This is a genomic window from Enterobacter cloacae complex sp. HYC033_NIDB (genome assembly GCF_056673335.1).
On the sequence record NZ_CP115123.1, the window covers coordinates 3038609 to 3053173 of the forward strand.

General features: G+C 58.7%; 15 protein-coding genes. 12 read left to right on the plus strand and 3 right to left on the minus strand.

Features of this window, described 5'->3' with window-relative positions:
* Position 1 precedes the first annotated feature (1 nt).
* The 6 genes from paaH to paaY all read left to right on the plus strand — a co-directional run bounded on the left by paaH (position 2) and on the right by paaY (position 6070).
* On the plus strand, positions 2-1426 hold the full coding sequence (gene paaH / locus O1721_RS14680; RefSeq protein ID WP_032668908.1) for a 3-hydroxyacyl-CoA dehydrogenase PaaH: 1425 nt from the start codon (positions 2-4) through the stop codon (positions 1424-1426).
* Positions 1416-1838 carry a hydroxyphenylacetyl-CoA thioesterase PaaI gene (paaI, locus tag O1721_RS14685; RefSeq protein WP_015570592.1) on the plus strand — a complete coding sequence of 141 codons (423 nt, stop codon included), beginning with the start codon at positions 1416-1418 and terminating at the stop codon, positions 1836-1838. Before paaH ends, paaI begins: the two co-directional genes overlap by 11 nt.
* A complete protein-coding gene (gene pcaF, locus O1721_RS14690; protein WP_032648222.1) occupies positions 1838-3043 on the plus strand; it encodes a 3-oxoadipyl-CoA thiolase in 1206 nt (401 codons plus the stop codon). The genes paaI and pcaF overlap by 1 nt, the downstream gene beginning before the upstream one ends.
* Positions 3044-3069: 26 nt before the next feature.
* Positions 3070-4386 (plus strand): phenylacetate--CoA ligase PaaK, encoded by a 1317-nt coding sequence (paaK, locus tag O1721_RS14695; RefSeq protein ID WP_032648224.1) that lies wholly within the window; start codon positions 3070-3072, stop codon positions 4384-4386.
* 133 nt (positions 4387-4519) lie between these two features.
* Positions 4520-5455, plus strand: coding sequence for a phenylacetic acid degradation operon negative regulatory protein PaaX (paaX, locus tag O1721_RS14700; protein WP_015570588.1), 936 nt, complete (start codon positions 4520-4522; stop codon positions 5453-5455).
* 9 nt (positions 5456-5464) lie between these two features.
* The gene (paaY, locus tag O1721_RS14705) at positions 5465-6070 is read left to right on the plus strand and encodes a phenylacetic acid degradation protein PaaY (protein ID WP_006810541.1); all 606 of its coding nucleotides are present in this window, start codon (positions 5465-5467) and stop codon (positions 6068-6070) included.
* Positions 6071-6112: 42 nt separating this feature from the next.
* Here the strand turns inward: paaY and O1721_RS14710 are convergent, their stop codons facing one another.
* Positions 6113-6748 carry a helix-turn-helix domain-containing protein gene (locus O1721_RS14710; protein ID WP_023296565.1) on the minus strand — a complete coding sequence of 212 codons (636 nt, stop codon included), beginning with the start codon at positions 6746-6748 and terminating at the stop codon, positions 6113-6115.
* Between the two features lie 202 nt (positions 6749-6950).
* Between O1721_RS14710 and O1721_RS14715 the strand changes: the two genes are divergently transcribed.
* On the plus strand, positions 6951-8927 hold the full coding sequence (locus O1721_RS14715) for an alkyl/aryl-sulfatase (RefSeq protein WP_032648226.1): 1977 nt from the start codon (positions 6951-6953) through the stop codon (positions 8925-8927).
* Between the two features lie 56 nt (positions 8928-8983).
* Here the strand turns inward: O1721_RS14715 and O1721_RS14720 are convergent, their stop codons facing one another.
* Positions 8984-9736 (minus strand): hypothetical protein, encoded by a 753-nt coding sequence (locus tag O1721_RS14720; RefSeq protein ID WP_017384508.1) that lies wholly within the window; start codon positions 9734-9736, stop codon positions 8984-8986.
* 1 nt (position 9737) lies between these two features.
* A complete protein-coding gene (locus tag O1721_RS14725; protein ID WP_003857318.1) occupies positions 9738-9935 on the minus strand; it encodes a hypothetical protein in 198 nt (65 codons plus the stop codon).
* A gap of 258 nt (positions 9936-10193) precedes the next feature.
* On the opposite strand from O1721_RS14725, the gene O1721_RS14730 reads away from it, so the two are divergent.
* From O1721_RS14730 to O1721_RS14750, 5 genes are read left to right on the plus strand one after another with little or no spacing between them, the layout of a single operon-like run.
* Positions 10194-10628 (plus strand): nuclear transport factor 2 family protein, encoded by a 435-nt coding sequence (locus tag O1721_RS14730; protein WP_017384507.1) that lies wholly within the window; start codon positions 10194-10196, stop codon positions 10626-10628.
* Positions 10625-11344, plus strand: coding sequence for an SDR family NAD(P)-dependent oxidoreductase (locus O1721_RS14735; RefSeq protein WP_032648229.1), 720 nt, complete (start codon positions 10625-10627; stop codon positions 11342-11344). The genes O1721_RS14730 and O1721_RS14735 overlap by 4 nt, the downstream gene beginning before the upstream one ends.
* Positions 11341-12600, plus strand: a complete 1260-nt coding sequence (locus O1721_RS14740) for an NAD(P)/FAD-dependent oxidoreductase (protein WP_023303690.1) — start codon at positions 11341-11343, stop codon at positions 12598-12600. Before O1721_RS14735 ends, O1721_RS14740 begins: the two co-directional genes overlap by 4 nt.
* A gap of 1 nt (position 12601) precedes the next feature.
* Positions 12602-13324: a DUF1365 domain-containing protein gene (locus O1721_RS14745; protein WP_032648232.1), complete on the plus strand. Its 723-nt coding sequence runs from the start codon at positions 12602-12604 to the stop codon at positions 13322-13324.
* Positions 13321-14541: an SAM-dependent methyltransferase gene (locus tag O1721_RS14750; protein ID WP_032648234.1), complete on the plus strand. Its 1221-nt coding sequence runs from the start codon at positions 13321-13323 to the stop codon at positions 14539-14541. The genes O1721_RS14745 and O1721_RS14750 overlap by 4 nt, the downstream gene beginning before the upstream one ends.
* Positions 14542-14565: the final 24 nt, after the last annotated feature.

Sequence of the window (14565 nt, forward strand, 5' to 3'; positions counted from 1 at the left end):
GATGGTGAATATCCATACGGTCGCCGTCATTGGCAGCGGCACCATGGGCGCCGGTATTGCCGAAGTGGCAGCCAGCCACGGTCATCCGGTTCTGGTGTACGACATTGATGCAGCGGCGATTTCCCGCGCCATCGACGGCATTCATCAGCGGCTCTCCTCTCGCGTTGCGCGCGGAAAACTCTCTGCCGACGCCGGGGAACAGATCCTCGCCCGCCTTACGCCGGTGACGACTATCAGTGCTCTGGCGAAAGCCGATCTGGTGATCGAGGCGGCCTCCGAGCGGTTTGAGGTAAAAAAAGCGCTGTTTACCCAGCTGGCAGAGATCTGCCCGCCGCAGACGCTGCTTGCCAGCAATACCTCGTCCATTTCCGTTACCGCGATTGCGGCGGAGATAAACCACCCTGAACGCGTCGCCGGGCTGCACTTCTTCAATCCTGCCCCGGTGATGAAGCTGGTGGAAGTGGTCAGCGGGCTGGCGACCTCTCCCGAAGTGGCCGATGCACTGTGCGAGCTGGCGTTGAGCTGGGGAAAGCAGCCGGTACGCTGCCAGTCCACGCCGGGGTTTATCGTCAACCGCGTGGCGCGCCCGTTCTACTCGGAAGCCTGGCGCGCGCTGGAAGAGCAGGTGGCAACGCCCGAGGTGATCGACGCCGCCCTGCGAGACGGCGGAGGCTTCCCGATGGGGCCGCTTGAGCTGACGGACATGATTGGTCAGGACGTCAACTTTGCCGTGACCTGCTCCGTGTTTAACGCCTTCTGGCAGGAGCGTCGTTTTCTGCCGTCGCTGGTGCAGCAGGAGCTAGTGCTGGCGGGGCGTCTGGGTAAGAAAAGCGGGCAGGGCGTTTACCGCTGGCTGGAGGAGAAACCCGCCGTCAGCTGGCTCGCCCCGGTCAGCGACAGCTTCAGCCCGATGCGCGTACAGCGAAGAAGTGACGGTGTCACGGAAATTGACGATCTGTTGCTGATCGAAACGCAGGGTGAAACCGCGCAGTCGCTGGCGCTGCGCCACGGCTGCCCGGTAGTGGTGGTCGACCGCATCGAGCGGGATGTGGCCGTGATAGCCGCCGCACCGGGCAACCCGCACGCCGCCACGCAGAAAGCCATTTACTGGTTGCAGCATCAGGAGAAACGGGTGGTACAGATTGCCGATTACCCCGGCCTGCTGGTCTGGCGCACGGTAGCGATGATTGCCAACGAAGCGCTGGACGCTTTGCAAAAAGGGGTCGCCAGCGAGCAAGACATCGATACCGCCATGCGCTTAGGGGTCAACTATCCCTGCGGGCCCATCGCCTGGGGCGAGCGCCTTGGCTGGCAGCGTCTGTTAACGCTGCTGGAGAATCTGCAACGTCACTACGGCGAGGAACGCTATCGCCCCTGTTCACTGCTGCGCCAGCGTGCGCTTCTGGAGAGTAGCTATGAGTCATAACGCCTGGCATAACGCCCGCGCGATGTATGAACGGGACGCCTGCGCGCAGGCGATGGGGATGGACATTATCGACATGGGCGAGGGCTACGCGGTGGTGACCATGACCATCACCCCGCAGATGCTCAACGGGCATAAAACCTGCCACGGCGGACAGCTGTTCTCGCTGGCCGATACCGCCTTTGCCTACGCCTGCAACAGTCAGGGGCTGGCGGCGGTGGCCTCAGGCTGCGCCATCGATTTTCTGCGTCCGGGCTTTGCCGGAGATAAGCTCACCGCCACCGCGCGGGTGAAGCATCAGGGCAAACTGACCGGCGTCTACGACATTGAAATTCAGAACCAACAACAGAAAACCGTCGCTCTTTTTCGCGGGAAATCGCACCGCACTGGCGGCAGTGTGACAGGAGAAGCCTGATGCGTAACGCATTTATTTGTGAGGGTGTGCGTACCCCGGTTGGTCGCTACGGCGGAGGATTATCCAGCGTGCGCGCCGATGACTTAGGTGCCGTGCCGCTGCGTGCGCTGCTGTCGCGTTACCCGCAGCTCGATCTGGAGCGCATAGATGACGTGATCTTCGGCTGCGCGAATCAGGCCGGGGAGGATAACCGCAACGTGGCGCGCATGTCGGCGCTGCTGGCCGGGCTGCCGCAGACGGTATCCGGCTCCACCATTAACCGCCTGTGCGGCTCCGGTCTGGATGCCATTGGCTTTGCGGCGCGCGCCATCAGGGCCGGGGATGGCGATCTGCTGATCGCCGGTGGCGTCGAATCCATGTCCCGTGCGCCATTCGTGATGGGCAAAGCCACGGCGGCGTTTCAGCGTCAGGCGGAGATCTTCGACACCACCATCGGCTGGCGATTTGTGAATCCGCTCATGCATCAGCAATACGGAACTGACAGCATGCCGGAAACGGCAGAGAATGTAGCGGAATTGTTAAATATAAGCCGTGCCGATCAGGACGCATTTGCCCTGCGCAGTCAGCAGCGCACCGCGCGGGCGCAGCAGAATGGCGTTCTGGCGCAGGAGATTATCCCGGTACAGGTGGCCGGGAAAAAAGGTGCGGTAACGGAAGTGAGCGTGGACGAGCATCCGCGCGCCGGAACCACCCTGGAACAGCTTGCCGCGCTGAAAGCCCCGTTCCGTAAGAACGGTGTGGTGACGGCGGGGAACGCCTCTGGCGTTAACGACGGCGCGGCGGCGCTGATTATCGCCAGCGAGCCGATGGCACTTGCCCAGGGGTTAACCCCGCGCACCCGCATTGTGGCTATGGCGACCGCGGGCGTCGAGCCGCGCCTGATGGGATTAGGCCCGGTGCCCGCCACCCGCAAGGTGCTGGAGCGTGCCGGACTCAGTATCACCGATATGGACGTCATTGAGCTTAACGAAGCCTTCGCCGCACAGGCGCTGGGCGTGCTGCGTCAGCTGGGCTTGCCGGATGACGCGGAGCATGTCAACCCGAACGGCGGGGCGATCGCGCTAGGTCATCCGCTGGGAATGAGCGGTGCCAGACTGGCGCTGGCCGCAAGCAATGAATTGCACCGACGCGGCGGGCGCTACGCGCTGTGTACGATGTGCATCGGTGTGGGTCAGGGCATTGCCATGATCCTTGAGCGTGTTTGAGCGAACAATAATGTGAGTACCCTGCGATGATAAATACAACAAAGCTTGATCCGATCGAAACCGCGTCCATTGATGAATTGCAGGCGTTGCAGACCGCGCGCCTGAAGTGGACGCTGCACCACGCCTACAACAACGTTCCGATGTACAAACGCAAGTTTGATGCCGCGGGCGTTCACCCTGACGACTTCAACGAGCTGGCGGACCTGCAAAAATTCCCGTGCACCACCAAGCAGGATCTGCGCGACAACTACCCGTTTGATACCTTTGCGGTGCCGATGGAACAGGTGGTACGCATCCATGCCTCGTCGGGCACCACCGGAAAGCCGACCGTGGTGGGGTATACCCAGAATGATATCGACAACTGGGCCAATATCGTCGCCCGTTCCCTGCGCGCCGCCGGGGGCAGCGCGAAGGATAAAATTCACGTCGCCTACGGTTACGGGCTCTTCACCGGCGGGCTGGGGGCGCACTACGGTGCCGAGCGTCTGGGAGCGACGGTGATCCCGATGTCCGGCGGCCAGACGGAGAAGCAGGCGCAGCTGATCCGCGATTTCCAGCCGGATATGATCATGGTGACGCCGTCTTACTGCCTGAACCTGATTGAAGAGCTGGAGCGTCAGATGGGCGGCGATGCCAGCGCCTGTTCCCTGCGCGTCGGCGTGTTTGGCGCCGAGCCGTGGACGCAGGCGATGCGCCGCGAAATTGAAAAACGGCTGGGCATTACCGCGCTGGATATCTATGGTCTCTCCGAAGTGATGGGGCCGGGCGTGGCGATGGAGTGTCTTGAAACCGCTGACGGCCCGACCATCTGGGAAGATCACTTCTACCCGGAGATCGTCAACCCGAATGACGGCACGCCGCTGGCCGACGGCGAGCAGGGTGAGCTGCTGTTCACCACGCTGACCAAAGAGGCGCTGCCGGTGATCCGCTACCGCACCCGCGACCTGACGCGCCTGCTGCCGGGCACCGCACGCACCATGCGCCGGATGGATCGCATCAGCGGGCGCAGCGACGACATGCTCATCATTCGCGGGGTTAACGTCTTCCCGTCACAGCTGGAAGAGGAGATCGTTAAGTTCGAACACCTTTCGCCGCACTATCAGCTGGAGGTGAACCGCCGCGGGCATCTTGATTCACTTTCGGTGAAGGTCGAGCTGAAACAGAGCAGCTTAACGCTGACCCATGAACAGCGCTGTCAGGTCTGCCATCAGCTGCGTCATCGGATTAAATCGATGGTGGGGATCTCGACCGACGTGATGATCGTGAACTGCGGCAGTATACCGCGCTCCGAGGGTAAAGCCTGCCGGGTGTTTGATTTGCGTAAAGTGGCAGCCAACGGTTGAATTTCCCTCACCCCAGCCCTCTCCCAAAGGGAGAGGGTGTATGAAGTTCCCTTTCCCTTTGAGAGAGGTTTAGGGTGAGGGTACACCCCAGATTCGTATGCTATGATTCATCCAGGAAAAAAATAACAACAGAATGAATCGCATGAATAAACTTGATGCCTTTATCCAGCACGCAGTCAGCTCTGTTCCCGTCAGCGGAACGTCGCTTATCTCCTCGCTGTATGGCGATGCGCTTTCCCATCGCGGCGGAGAGATCTGGCTCGGCAGCCTGGCGGCCCTGCTGGAAGGGATGGGTTTCGGGGAGCGCTTTGTGCGCACCGCGCTGTTTCGCCTCAACAAAGAGGGCTGGCTGGACGTTTCCCGCATTGGCCGTCGCAGCTTTTACCGTCTCAGCGACAAGGGTCTGCGTTTGACCCGCCGCGCGGAAAATAAAATCTACCGTGCGGAACTGCCGGCGTGGGATGGTAAATGGCTGCTGCTGCTTTCCGAGGGGCTGGATAAAACCACGCTCGCGGACGTGAAAAAACAGCTCATCTGGCAAGGGTTCGGCACGCTGGCGCCGAGCCTGATGGCCTCGCCGTCGCAGAACCTGGCGGACGTGCAGTCTCTGCTGCATGACGCGGGCGTGGCGGAAAACGTCATTTTCTTTGAAGCCCATTCGCCGCTGGCCTTGTCACGCGCGGCGTTACGATCCCGCGTGGAAGAGTGCTGGCAGCTGACCGAACAAAACGCGATGTACGAAACGTTTATCAACTCGTTCCGTCCGCTGCTGCCGCTGCTGAAAGAGGCGCCGCCTGAGGATTTGACTCCGGAACGCTGCTTCCAGATCCAGCTGTTACTCATTCATTTTTATCGTCGCGTGGTGCTGAAAGATCCGCTGTTGCCGGAGGAGTTACTTCCTGCGCACTGGGCGGGACAGAGCGCGCGACAGCTGTGTATTAACATCTACCAGCGCGTGGCGGCGGGAGCCCTGGCGTTTGTCAGTGAGAAGGGGGAAACCTCCGTGGGCGAGCTGCCCGCTCCCGGCACGCTTTATCACCAGCGTTTTGGTGGTCTGAATATCACATAAGGAGAGGGTATGCCTGTTTATCAAATTGATGGTCTGACGCCGGTCGTGCCTGAAGAGAGCTATGTTCACCCGACCGCGGTGCTGATTGGCGACGTGATCCTCGGAAAAGGTGTTTACGTGGGACCTAACGCCAGCCTACGCGGTGATTTTGGCCGGATCGTGGTGAAAGACGGCGCGAACATCCAGGATAACTGCGTGATGCACGGTTTTCCGGAGCAGGACACGGTGGTGGAAGAGGACGGGCATATCGGCCACAGCGCGATCCTGCACGGCTGCATTATCCGCCGTAATGCGCTGGTGGGGATGAATGCGGTCGTGATGGACGGGGCGACGATCGGCGAAAACAGCATCGTCGGGGCGGCGGCGTTTGTGAAGGCCAAAGCGGAGATGCCTGCGAATCACTTAATTCTTGGCAGTCCGGCGAAAGCGATTCGTGAGTTAAGCGCGCAGGAAATAGAGTGGAAAAAGCAGGGCACGCGGGAGTATCAGGTACTGGTGGATCGCTGTAAGCAGACGCTGCATCAGGTGGAGCCGCTGCGGGAAGAAGAGCCCGGACGCAAACGGCTGGTCTTCGATGAGAATTTACGGCCCAAGTCGGCTGGCCGGGATAAATAAGGCCGTTCGTTCCCGCACGTTGCTCAAGGCGTGAAGATGAGCTCAATACGCTTCCGGCAGGGGGCGGTCAATCGACACCAGCTTTCCGCGCTTCATGGTGATATAGCCCCCGGCTTTAAGATCTGCCAGCACGCGAAAGACATGCGTGCGTGACAGGTTAGTGCGCTTGATGATAAAAAGCGCCAGGCCCTCATTCTCTCCCGTGTGGGTCTCCTGCCGATAGAGATAGCGATAGAGCATCGGTTTGATGGTCTGGTAGCTGGTGACCTGCCTGCGTTCATTGTGCAGATCGATGGTGAAAATGGACATGTAGGTCAGTATGGTGGCCAGCGCCTGCATGCGCTCAGACCCGCCCTCGAAAAATAGCTGGTCGAAGTCGGCCCAGGCTATTCTCACCAGCTTCACCTTCGCACTGCTGCGATATTCATACTTCGCCAGTGGACAATACCTTTCCATTAACCCTATCGGCATATACTCGATAGTATTGCCAATATTTAGGCCATCATCAGGCATTAATATTGTCAGCGACCCTTCAGTGCAAAAATAGATATAGCCAGGCTCGACGGTGAATTTTTTATTTGCGGCAACGGTTAAGGCCTCGCCTTTACAAAGCATGTGCGGAAAGAATTGCCCAATATTGAGTTGCTGATAATAGGTATGGATATCCTGAAAATTCACGCTAAGCCTCTCCCCGCAACGTCTGCCGTGGTAGCGAGTATAGCAGCAATAGCCCCCGGATTACGAACCGATAAATAACCAGTCCCATATGGGACTATGATGAGAAAGTATTCTGATTAGAATGGTCGTCAATGAGTTCGCATTAAAATTATCCGCCAACAGTAAATATCCAGGCGGCGCAATTAATCTACGAGGCCATTCAATGAAATTAACCCTAATTGCTAAACATCTGGCGCTTGCCGGTGTGTTAACGTCGCTGTCGCTTTCCGCGTTTGCGGAAGCGCAGCCGCAGGATGCCACTGCCACAACCCGGCAGGCAAATAACGCCCTGTATAACAAATTACCGTTTGCCGATAAAACCGACTTTGAGAACGCCCATAAAGGTTTTATCGCCCCGCTGCCACAAAACATGATTAAAGGCGAGCAGGGGAACGTTATCTGGAACCCGGCGAAATATGATTTCGTGAAAGAGGGTGAAAAAGCCCCAGATACGGTAAACCCGAGCCTGTGGCGTCAGTCACAGCTGATCAACATTGGCGGGCTGTTTAAGGTCACCGACGGCGTGTATCAGATCCGCAATCTCGATCTCTCCAACATGACCATCATTGAAGGCGAGAAGGGCATCACCGTTATCGACCCGCTGCTAAGCGCTGAACCGGCGAAAGAAGCGCTGGATCTCTACTATGCAAACCGCGGCAAGAAACCAGTCGTCGCTGTGGTGATCACCCACAGTCACGTCGACCACTACGGCGGCCTGCGCGGTGTGGTTGACGAAGCCGACGTGAAGTCCGGCAAAGTGAAGATCTACGCCCCGGAAGGCTTTATGAAAGAAGCGGTTTCCGAAAACATTATGGCCGGGAATGCGATGAGCCGCCGTGCGAGCTATATGTACGGCAACCTGCTGAAGCCGGATGCAAAAGGCCAGGTGGGGGCGGGTCTTGGCACCACCACCTCTGCGGGTACGGTGACCCTGATCCCGCCGACCAACTACATTACCCATACCGGCCAGCAGGAAGTGATTGACGGGCTGACCTACGACTTTATGATGGCGCCGGGCTCAGAAGCCCCGTCCGAAATGCTGTGGTATGTCAAAGAGAAGAAAATGATCGAAGCCGCAGAGGACGTGACCCATACCCTGCACAACACATACTCCCTGCGCGGCGCGAAAATCCGCGATCCGCTGGCCTGGTCTAAGTACATCAACGCCGCCATTGAGCGCTGGGGCGCGGACGCGGAAGTGATTATTGCGCAGCACCACTGGCCGACCTGGGGCAACGAGAATATCGTCAAGCTGATGAAAGGCCAGCGCGATATGTATCGCTACATCAACGACCAGACCCTGCGTATGGCAAACAAGGGGCTGACCCGCGACGAGATCGCCGCTGAATTTACACTGCCGGAATCGCTGGAAAAACAGTGGGCGAGCCGCGGCTATTACGGTTCCGTCAGCCACGACGTCAAAGCCACCTACGTGTTTTATCTCGGCTGGTTCGACGGCAACCCGGCTACCCTCGACGAACTGCCGCCTGAACAGGCTGCGAAGAAGTTTGTGGAATACATGGGAGGGGCCGATGCCATCATGCAGAAAGCCAAAGCTGACTATCAGCAGGGCAACTACCGCTGGGTGGCGCAGGTGACCAGCAAAATTGTCTTCGCCGATCCGCAGAACGCTACGGCACGTAATCTGGAAGCCGACGCGCTGGAGCAGTTAGGTTACCAGGCGGAAGCGGGCACCTGGCGTAACTTCTACCTGACCGGCGCGCAGGAACTGCGTAATGGCGTGAAGAAGCTGCCGACGCCGAACACCGCCAGCCCGGATACCGTGCGGGCGATGACCCCGGAAATGTTCTTCGACTACCTGGGCGTGCACATCAACGGGGTACGGGCCGGTAACGCGAAAGCGGTCTTTAACATCGATCTGGGTAAGGATGGCGGCAAATACAAGCTGGAGCTGGAAAACGGCGTGCTGAACCATACCGCCAACGCGCAGGCGAAGGATGCCGACGCAACCATCACGCTGGACCGCACCACGCTGAACAACATCATCCTTAAGAAAGAGACGCTGAAGCAGGCGATGGATAAGGGTGACGTGAAGGTGAGCGGAGACGGAGCGAAGCTGGAAGAGATGCTGAGTTACATGGATAAGTTTGACTTCTGGTTCAATATTGTGACGCCATAAGTTTAGCGTTCATCCTGGTTAATCCTGGCGCCTTATTGCGATAAGGCGCCATTTTTTTATTCACGCATCGCCAGCGCGCTGGCGCTTGCCGGATCGAACAGCGAAATACTCTCGATCTGATCCAGCATGATCACTTTGCGAAAATCCATGGCGCTTTTGGGCTCTGAATCGAGCGTAATGTCATGCTCGGCATACCATTTGCTGTAGTTATGTTCGATACAGAGCTGCATGTTCTTCCCGTCACGGTAGCCGCTCAGCATCGGAATAAGCACGATATTGGCCGTTTTTTCATACTCCAGCGTGGCGGTATGGATCATGCCAATATAGATCCGCCGCGATTTCAGCGTGACGTGCGCCAGTTCACCTTCCTCCATGCACTGATAGAGCAGCTGTTCAATCCCGCTCGACTGCGCCAGCCGCTTGTACAATTTTTTCCGGCCATCGCCGTCCAGCCGCGCGCTTCCGGCCCAGTTCGATCGGTAGAGACAAAACAGGATCGCGAAGGTCAGCATCACCACCACCGGGGCCTGAATCCCCAGGAAGCTCCAGTTCATAAAATCAATTTGCCAGTCGGCATATTTTGCTGACGTGAAATGGAACGTGTTATCGGCGGCGGAGAGGGCGAACAACAGCAGCCACAGCAGGCCGGTGGCGATCACCCCCTGAAGAACAAAAATACAGCCATACAGTGCAACAAGAAAATAGACGTCCCAGCCAAAGGATCGCTTGATTTTAAACCGTGTTGAGAGGTCGCGGCTGGTGTACCAGTACCCGCATACCATCAATACCATGAATATTGCCGTTCCCATTTCAGGCCCTCTTCAGCGCGTTGACATGGCGCAGAAAGTCCTGCCGTACTTCGTGGCTTTTGTAGTTAACCGAGGCGTTTCCATCCTGATCGATGATGATGCGGTCGCCATCTTCTACGGCTTCGATAATTTCCTGGTGACTCATGACCTGCAACAAGGATTCCGGGCTGGAAAAGAGCGTCATCAGTAAATGTTTCATCGCGTGACATCCTTATGAATTAAAAGGATAAGTCTGGAAGATAAATGGCACCTTTGCCTTAAGGTTATCCCTAAAAAAACGGCAGCCTGGCGGCGAAATTCATATTTTTCACAAAATGGTTGTGCGTGGTGATATTCCATGTAACTGAAAAATAATAAGAATAAAAAATATATCTGCGCAAACTTGGACAAATAAAGTTAATTGTGTAAGTTTAAATTATGCGATTCCGCTACGTTGTTTACACCCAGGATGTGACCCATGAGCACGTTGCCGTCCGTCATAAGTCGGTTCGTTGATTACTACGCCACGCTGGATACCCAGCCACCTTCGGCGCTGGCGGGGATTTATCGCGCCGATGCCACGCTTATCGATCCCTTTGGCGAACACAGCGGGGTGTTCGCGATTCAGCGCTATTTCACCCATCTGCTGGCTAACGTCCAGCACTGTCGCTTTACCGTCGATGCACCGTTGCAGCAGGGCGATCGCTTTGTGGTCACCTGGATGATGCACTGGTCGCACCCGCGTATCGCCGGGGGGGCAATGCGCCAGCTGCCGGGCTGCTCCGTGGTAGACATGCGCGACGATCGCATTGTTCGCCAGCGGGATTACTACGATGCCGGAGAGATGATTTACGAACATCTCCCGATACTCGGCTGGGCCGTGCGCGGCGTGAAGCGAAGAGTGAAATCATGAAAACGGTTCTGATCACCGGCGCAAGCTCGGGCATCGGGGCGGGGCTGGCGAAATCTTTTGCCGACGATGGTTACCGGGTGATTGCCTGCGGGCGCGATGCGCAACGTCTGGCAGCCGTGCATCAGCACAGCCCCAACATTACGGTGCGCCTGTTCGATATGACAGACAGGGACGCCTGTCGCCAGGCGCTGGCGGACTGTACTGCCGACACGGTGATTCTCTGCGCCGGAACCTGCGAGTATCTCGACCGCGGCGAGGTGGATGCCGAACTGGTGGCGCGGGTCATGACCACCAATTTCATCGGGCCGGTAAACTGCCTTGCGGCGTTGCAGCCGCAGCTGGTATCCGGCAACCGCGTGGTGCTGGTCAGTTCAATGGCGCACTGGCTTCACTTCCCGCGAGCCGAAGCGTATGGCGCCTCCAAGGCGGCGTTAACCTGGTTCGCCGATACGCTGCGCCTCGACTGGGAACCGAAAGGGATTGCCGTCACGGTCGTTTCACCCGGTTTTGTCGACACGCCGCTGACCCGCAAAAACGATTTCCCGATGCCGGGCCGGGTCAGCGTGGTGGACGCCGTCCACGCCATTCGTCGCGGTCTGGCAAAAGGGAAGGATCACATCGCGTTTCCCGCCGGGTTCAGCCTGGCGCTGCGCCTGCTTTCCGGCCTGCCCGATGTACTTCAGCGCGCACTGCTGCGCAGGATGGTGCGACCATGAAAATCGCAATTATCGGCAGCGGCATCGCCGGGTTAACCTGTGCCTGGCGGCTCGCCGGACATCATCAGGTTACGCTGTTTGAGGCGCAGGCCACGCCGGGCGGCCATACCGCAACGGTGGATGTCGACACGCCGCAGGGCAGCTTTGCCATCGATACCGGTTTTATCGTCTACAACGACCGCACCTATCCGCGCTTCATGGGGTTGCTCAGCGAACTGGGCATCTGCGGGCAAAAAACGCAGATGAGCTTTTCGGTGCACAACCCGCAGAGCGGGCTGGAGTACAACGGGCACACGCTGACGTCGCTGTTCGCCCAGCGACGTAATCTGCTCAACCCGGCTTTCTGGACGCTGCTGAAGGAGATCGTGCGCTTTAACCGGCTGGCGAAACAGACGCTCCGGGGCGAAGTCGATGGTTCCGCCACGCTGGAAACGTTCCTGCGCCAGCACCGTTTTACGCCCTTTTTTGCGCGCCACTACATCCTGCCCATGGGGGCGGCTATCTGGTCGTCGTCGCTACAGGAGATGAAACGCTTTCCGCTGCCGCTCTTTTTACGCTTTTTTGAAAACCACGGTCTGCTGGACATTACCCATCGTCCGCAGTGGTACGTGGTGCCAGGCGGCTCCAGGGAGTATATCCGCGCGATGCTGGATACGCTCGGCGATCGCCTGACGCTGCACCTTAACGCGCCGGTGCAGCAGGTTATTCGCCACGATCGTGGGGTTGATATTGCGCGTGAGGGCGTAACAGACACTTTTGATCAGGTGATCTTCGCCTGCCACTCCGCTCAGGCGCTGGCGATGCTCGCCAGCCCAACGCAGGCTGAACGCGAGGTGCTGGGGGATATCGGCTGGCAGCGTAACGAGGTGGTGCTTCACCGCGATCCGCGCTGGCTGCCGGTGCGCGAACGCGCGTGGGCGAGCTGGAACTACCGCCTCAGCGAGCAGGATCAGGCCAGCGCCTGCGTCACCTACAACATGAATATCTTGCAGGGACTGCCGCCGGGTAGCCCGCTGTTTTGCGTCACCCTCAACCCGGAAACGCCGGTGGAGGAACGGTTTGTGCTGCGCCGCTTTGTCTATGAGCATCCGCTTTTTAACCCGCAAAGCTGGCAAGCACAGGCCCGGCGCGGCGAAATAAACGGTCGCCAGCGGAGCTGGTTCTGCGGCGCGTACTGGTACAACGGCTTCCACGAAGATGGCGTACGCAGTGCGCTGGACGTGGTCAACGCTATCGCGACCGGGGAGGGCAACTAAGATGAACAGCTGCCTTTACCACGGTACATTGCGCCATCGTCGGCTTGCGCCGAAAGCGCACCACTTTACCTACAGCGTGTTTATGGCCTGGCTCGATCTGGATGAGCTGGACGCGCTGCCCTCTGTCGGCGTGCGTCGTAACCGTGTTGCGCCCGCGGCATTTTATGATGCGGATTACCCGCTGGGCACGCCGCTCAAAGCGCGTGTCCTTGAGCGTCTGGAAAATCTGACCGGCGAACGTCCGGCGGGGCGGGTCATGCTTCTGACTCAGCTGCGCTATTTCGGTTTTCATTTCAACCCGGTCAATTTTTACTACTGCTATGACGGGGAAGACACCCTGCGCTGGGTTCTCGCCGAAGTCCGTAACACGCCGTGGAATGAACGACATTACTACGCGGTAGCGGGGCGGGACGCCCCGCCGACGGAGAAAGCGTTTCACGTCTCGCCTTTTAATCCGATGGATATGATCTACCACTGGCGCTTCAACAGCCCGGACAGCACGCTGCGCATGCATATCGAAAACCATCAGGAGACGAAGGTGTTTGATGCCACCCTGACGCTGCGCCGGGCGCCGCTGACGCGCACGGCGCTGCGTGCGCTGCTGGTGCGGATCCCGTTGATGACCCTCAAAACCGTTTTCGCCATTTACTGGCAGGCGCTCAGGCTGTGGCTGAAGCGCGTGCCGCTGCATAACCATCCCCTCAGCAGGAGTGAACACTCATGACCAATCCCGTCTTTGCGCTTGAACCCGATATCCCGCGCAACGTCCGCGTCGCGCGATGGTTGCTCTTCCGCCTGCTGAATGGCCTGCGCGGTGGCTCGCTGACGCTGCGTGAAGGCGCGCAGACGTTCCAGTTCGGCGACGCCTCCGCCGCGCTTCACGCTGAGGTGCAGGTACTTGCTCCAGGCGTCTACTGGCGCATTTTAACCGGGGGCAGCCTCGCCGCGGCACAAGCGTGGATGGATGGCGACTGGGAGACGCCCCACCTGACGCCGCTGCTGGAGTTGATTGCGCGCAATAGCCAAATCCTCGGAAAGCTGGAAAAAGGGTTTCGCCTGCTCGGGAAACCGGTGGAGCGGCTGCGGCACTGGATGCGGCGCAACTCCCGCGCGCAGGCGCGGGAAAATATTGCCGCCCATTACGATCTGGGCAACGCCTTTTACGCCCATTTCCTTGATGAACATCTCCTGTACTCCAGCGCGCTGTTTAGCGGGGACGAGCAGGATCTGACCGCGGCTCAGCAGGCGAAAATGGGGAGGCTGTGCGACCAGCTGGCGCTCACGGCAAACGATCATCTGCTGGAGATTGGCACTGGCTGGGGGGCGATGGCGGAATATGCCGCCCGTCATTACGGCTGCCGGGTGACCACCACCACGCTGTCGCAGGAGCAGTACCACTGGGCCACCGCGCGCATCGCCCGGGCAGGGTTGCAGGATCGCGTTGAGGTGCTGCTCTGCGACTACCGCGATCTGACCGGGGTCTACGACAAGCTGGTGTCGGTTGAGATGATTGAGGCCGTCGGTCAACGCTACCTGCCAACATTTTTCCGCACCTGCCAGGCGCGTCTGCGTCCAGGCGGGCGGATGGCGATTCAGGCCATCACCATTCAGGATCAACGCTATCGCGACTACAGCAAAAGCGTCGATTTTATTCAGCGCTACATCTTCCCCGGCGGCTTTTTGCCCAGCATCACCGCCATGAATGAACTCATGACCCGCCATACCGATTTTGTGGTGCGTAACCTCTTCGATATGGGGCCGGACTACGCCCGCACGCTGGCGCACTGGCGTCAGCGGTTCGTTCACGCCTGGCAGGAGATTGAAAAGCTCGGGTTTGATGACCGTTTCCGCCGGATGTGGCTGTACTACCTCGGCTACTGTGAAGCCGGGTTTAATGCCCGCACCATCAGCGTGGTGCAGCTGACTGCGGAACGCGTGTGAAGCGCTACGGGCAGGTATTTCTGC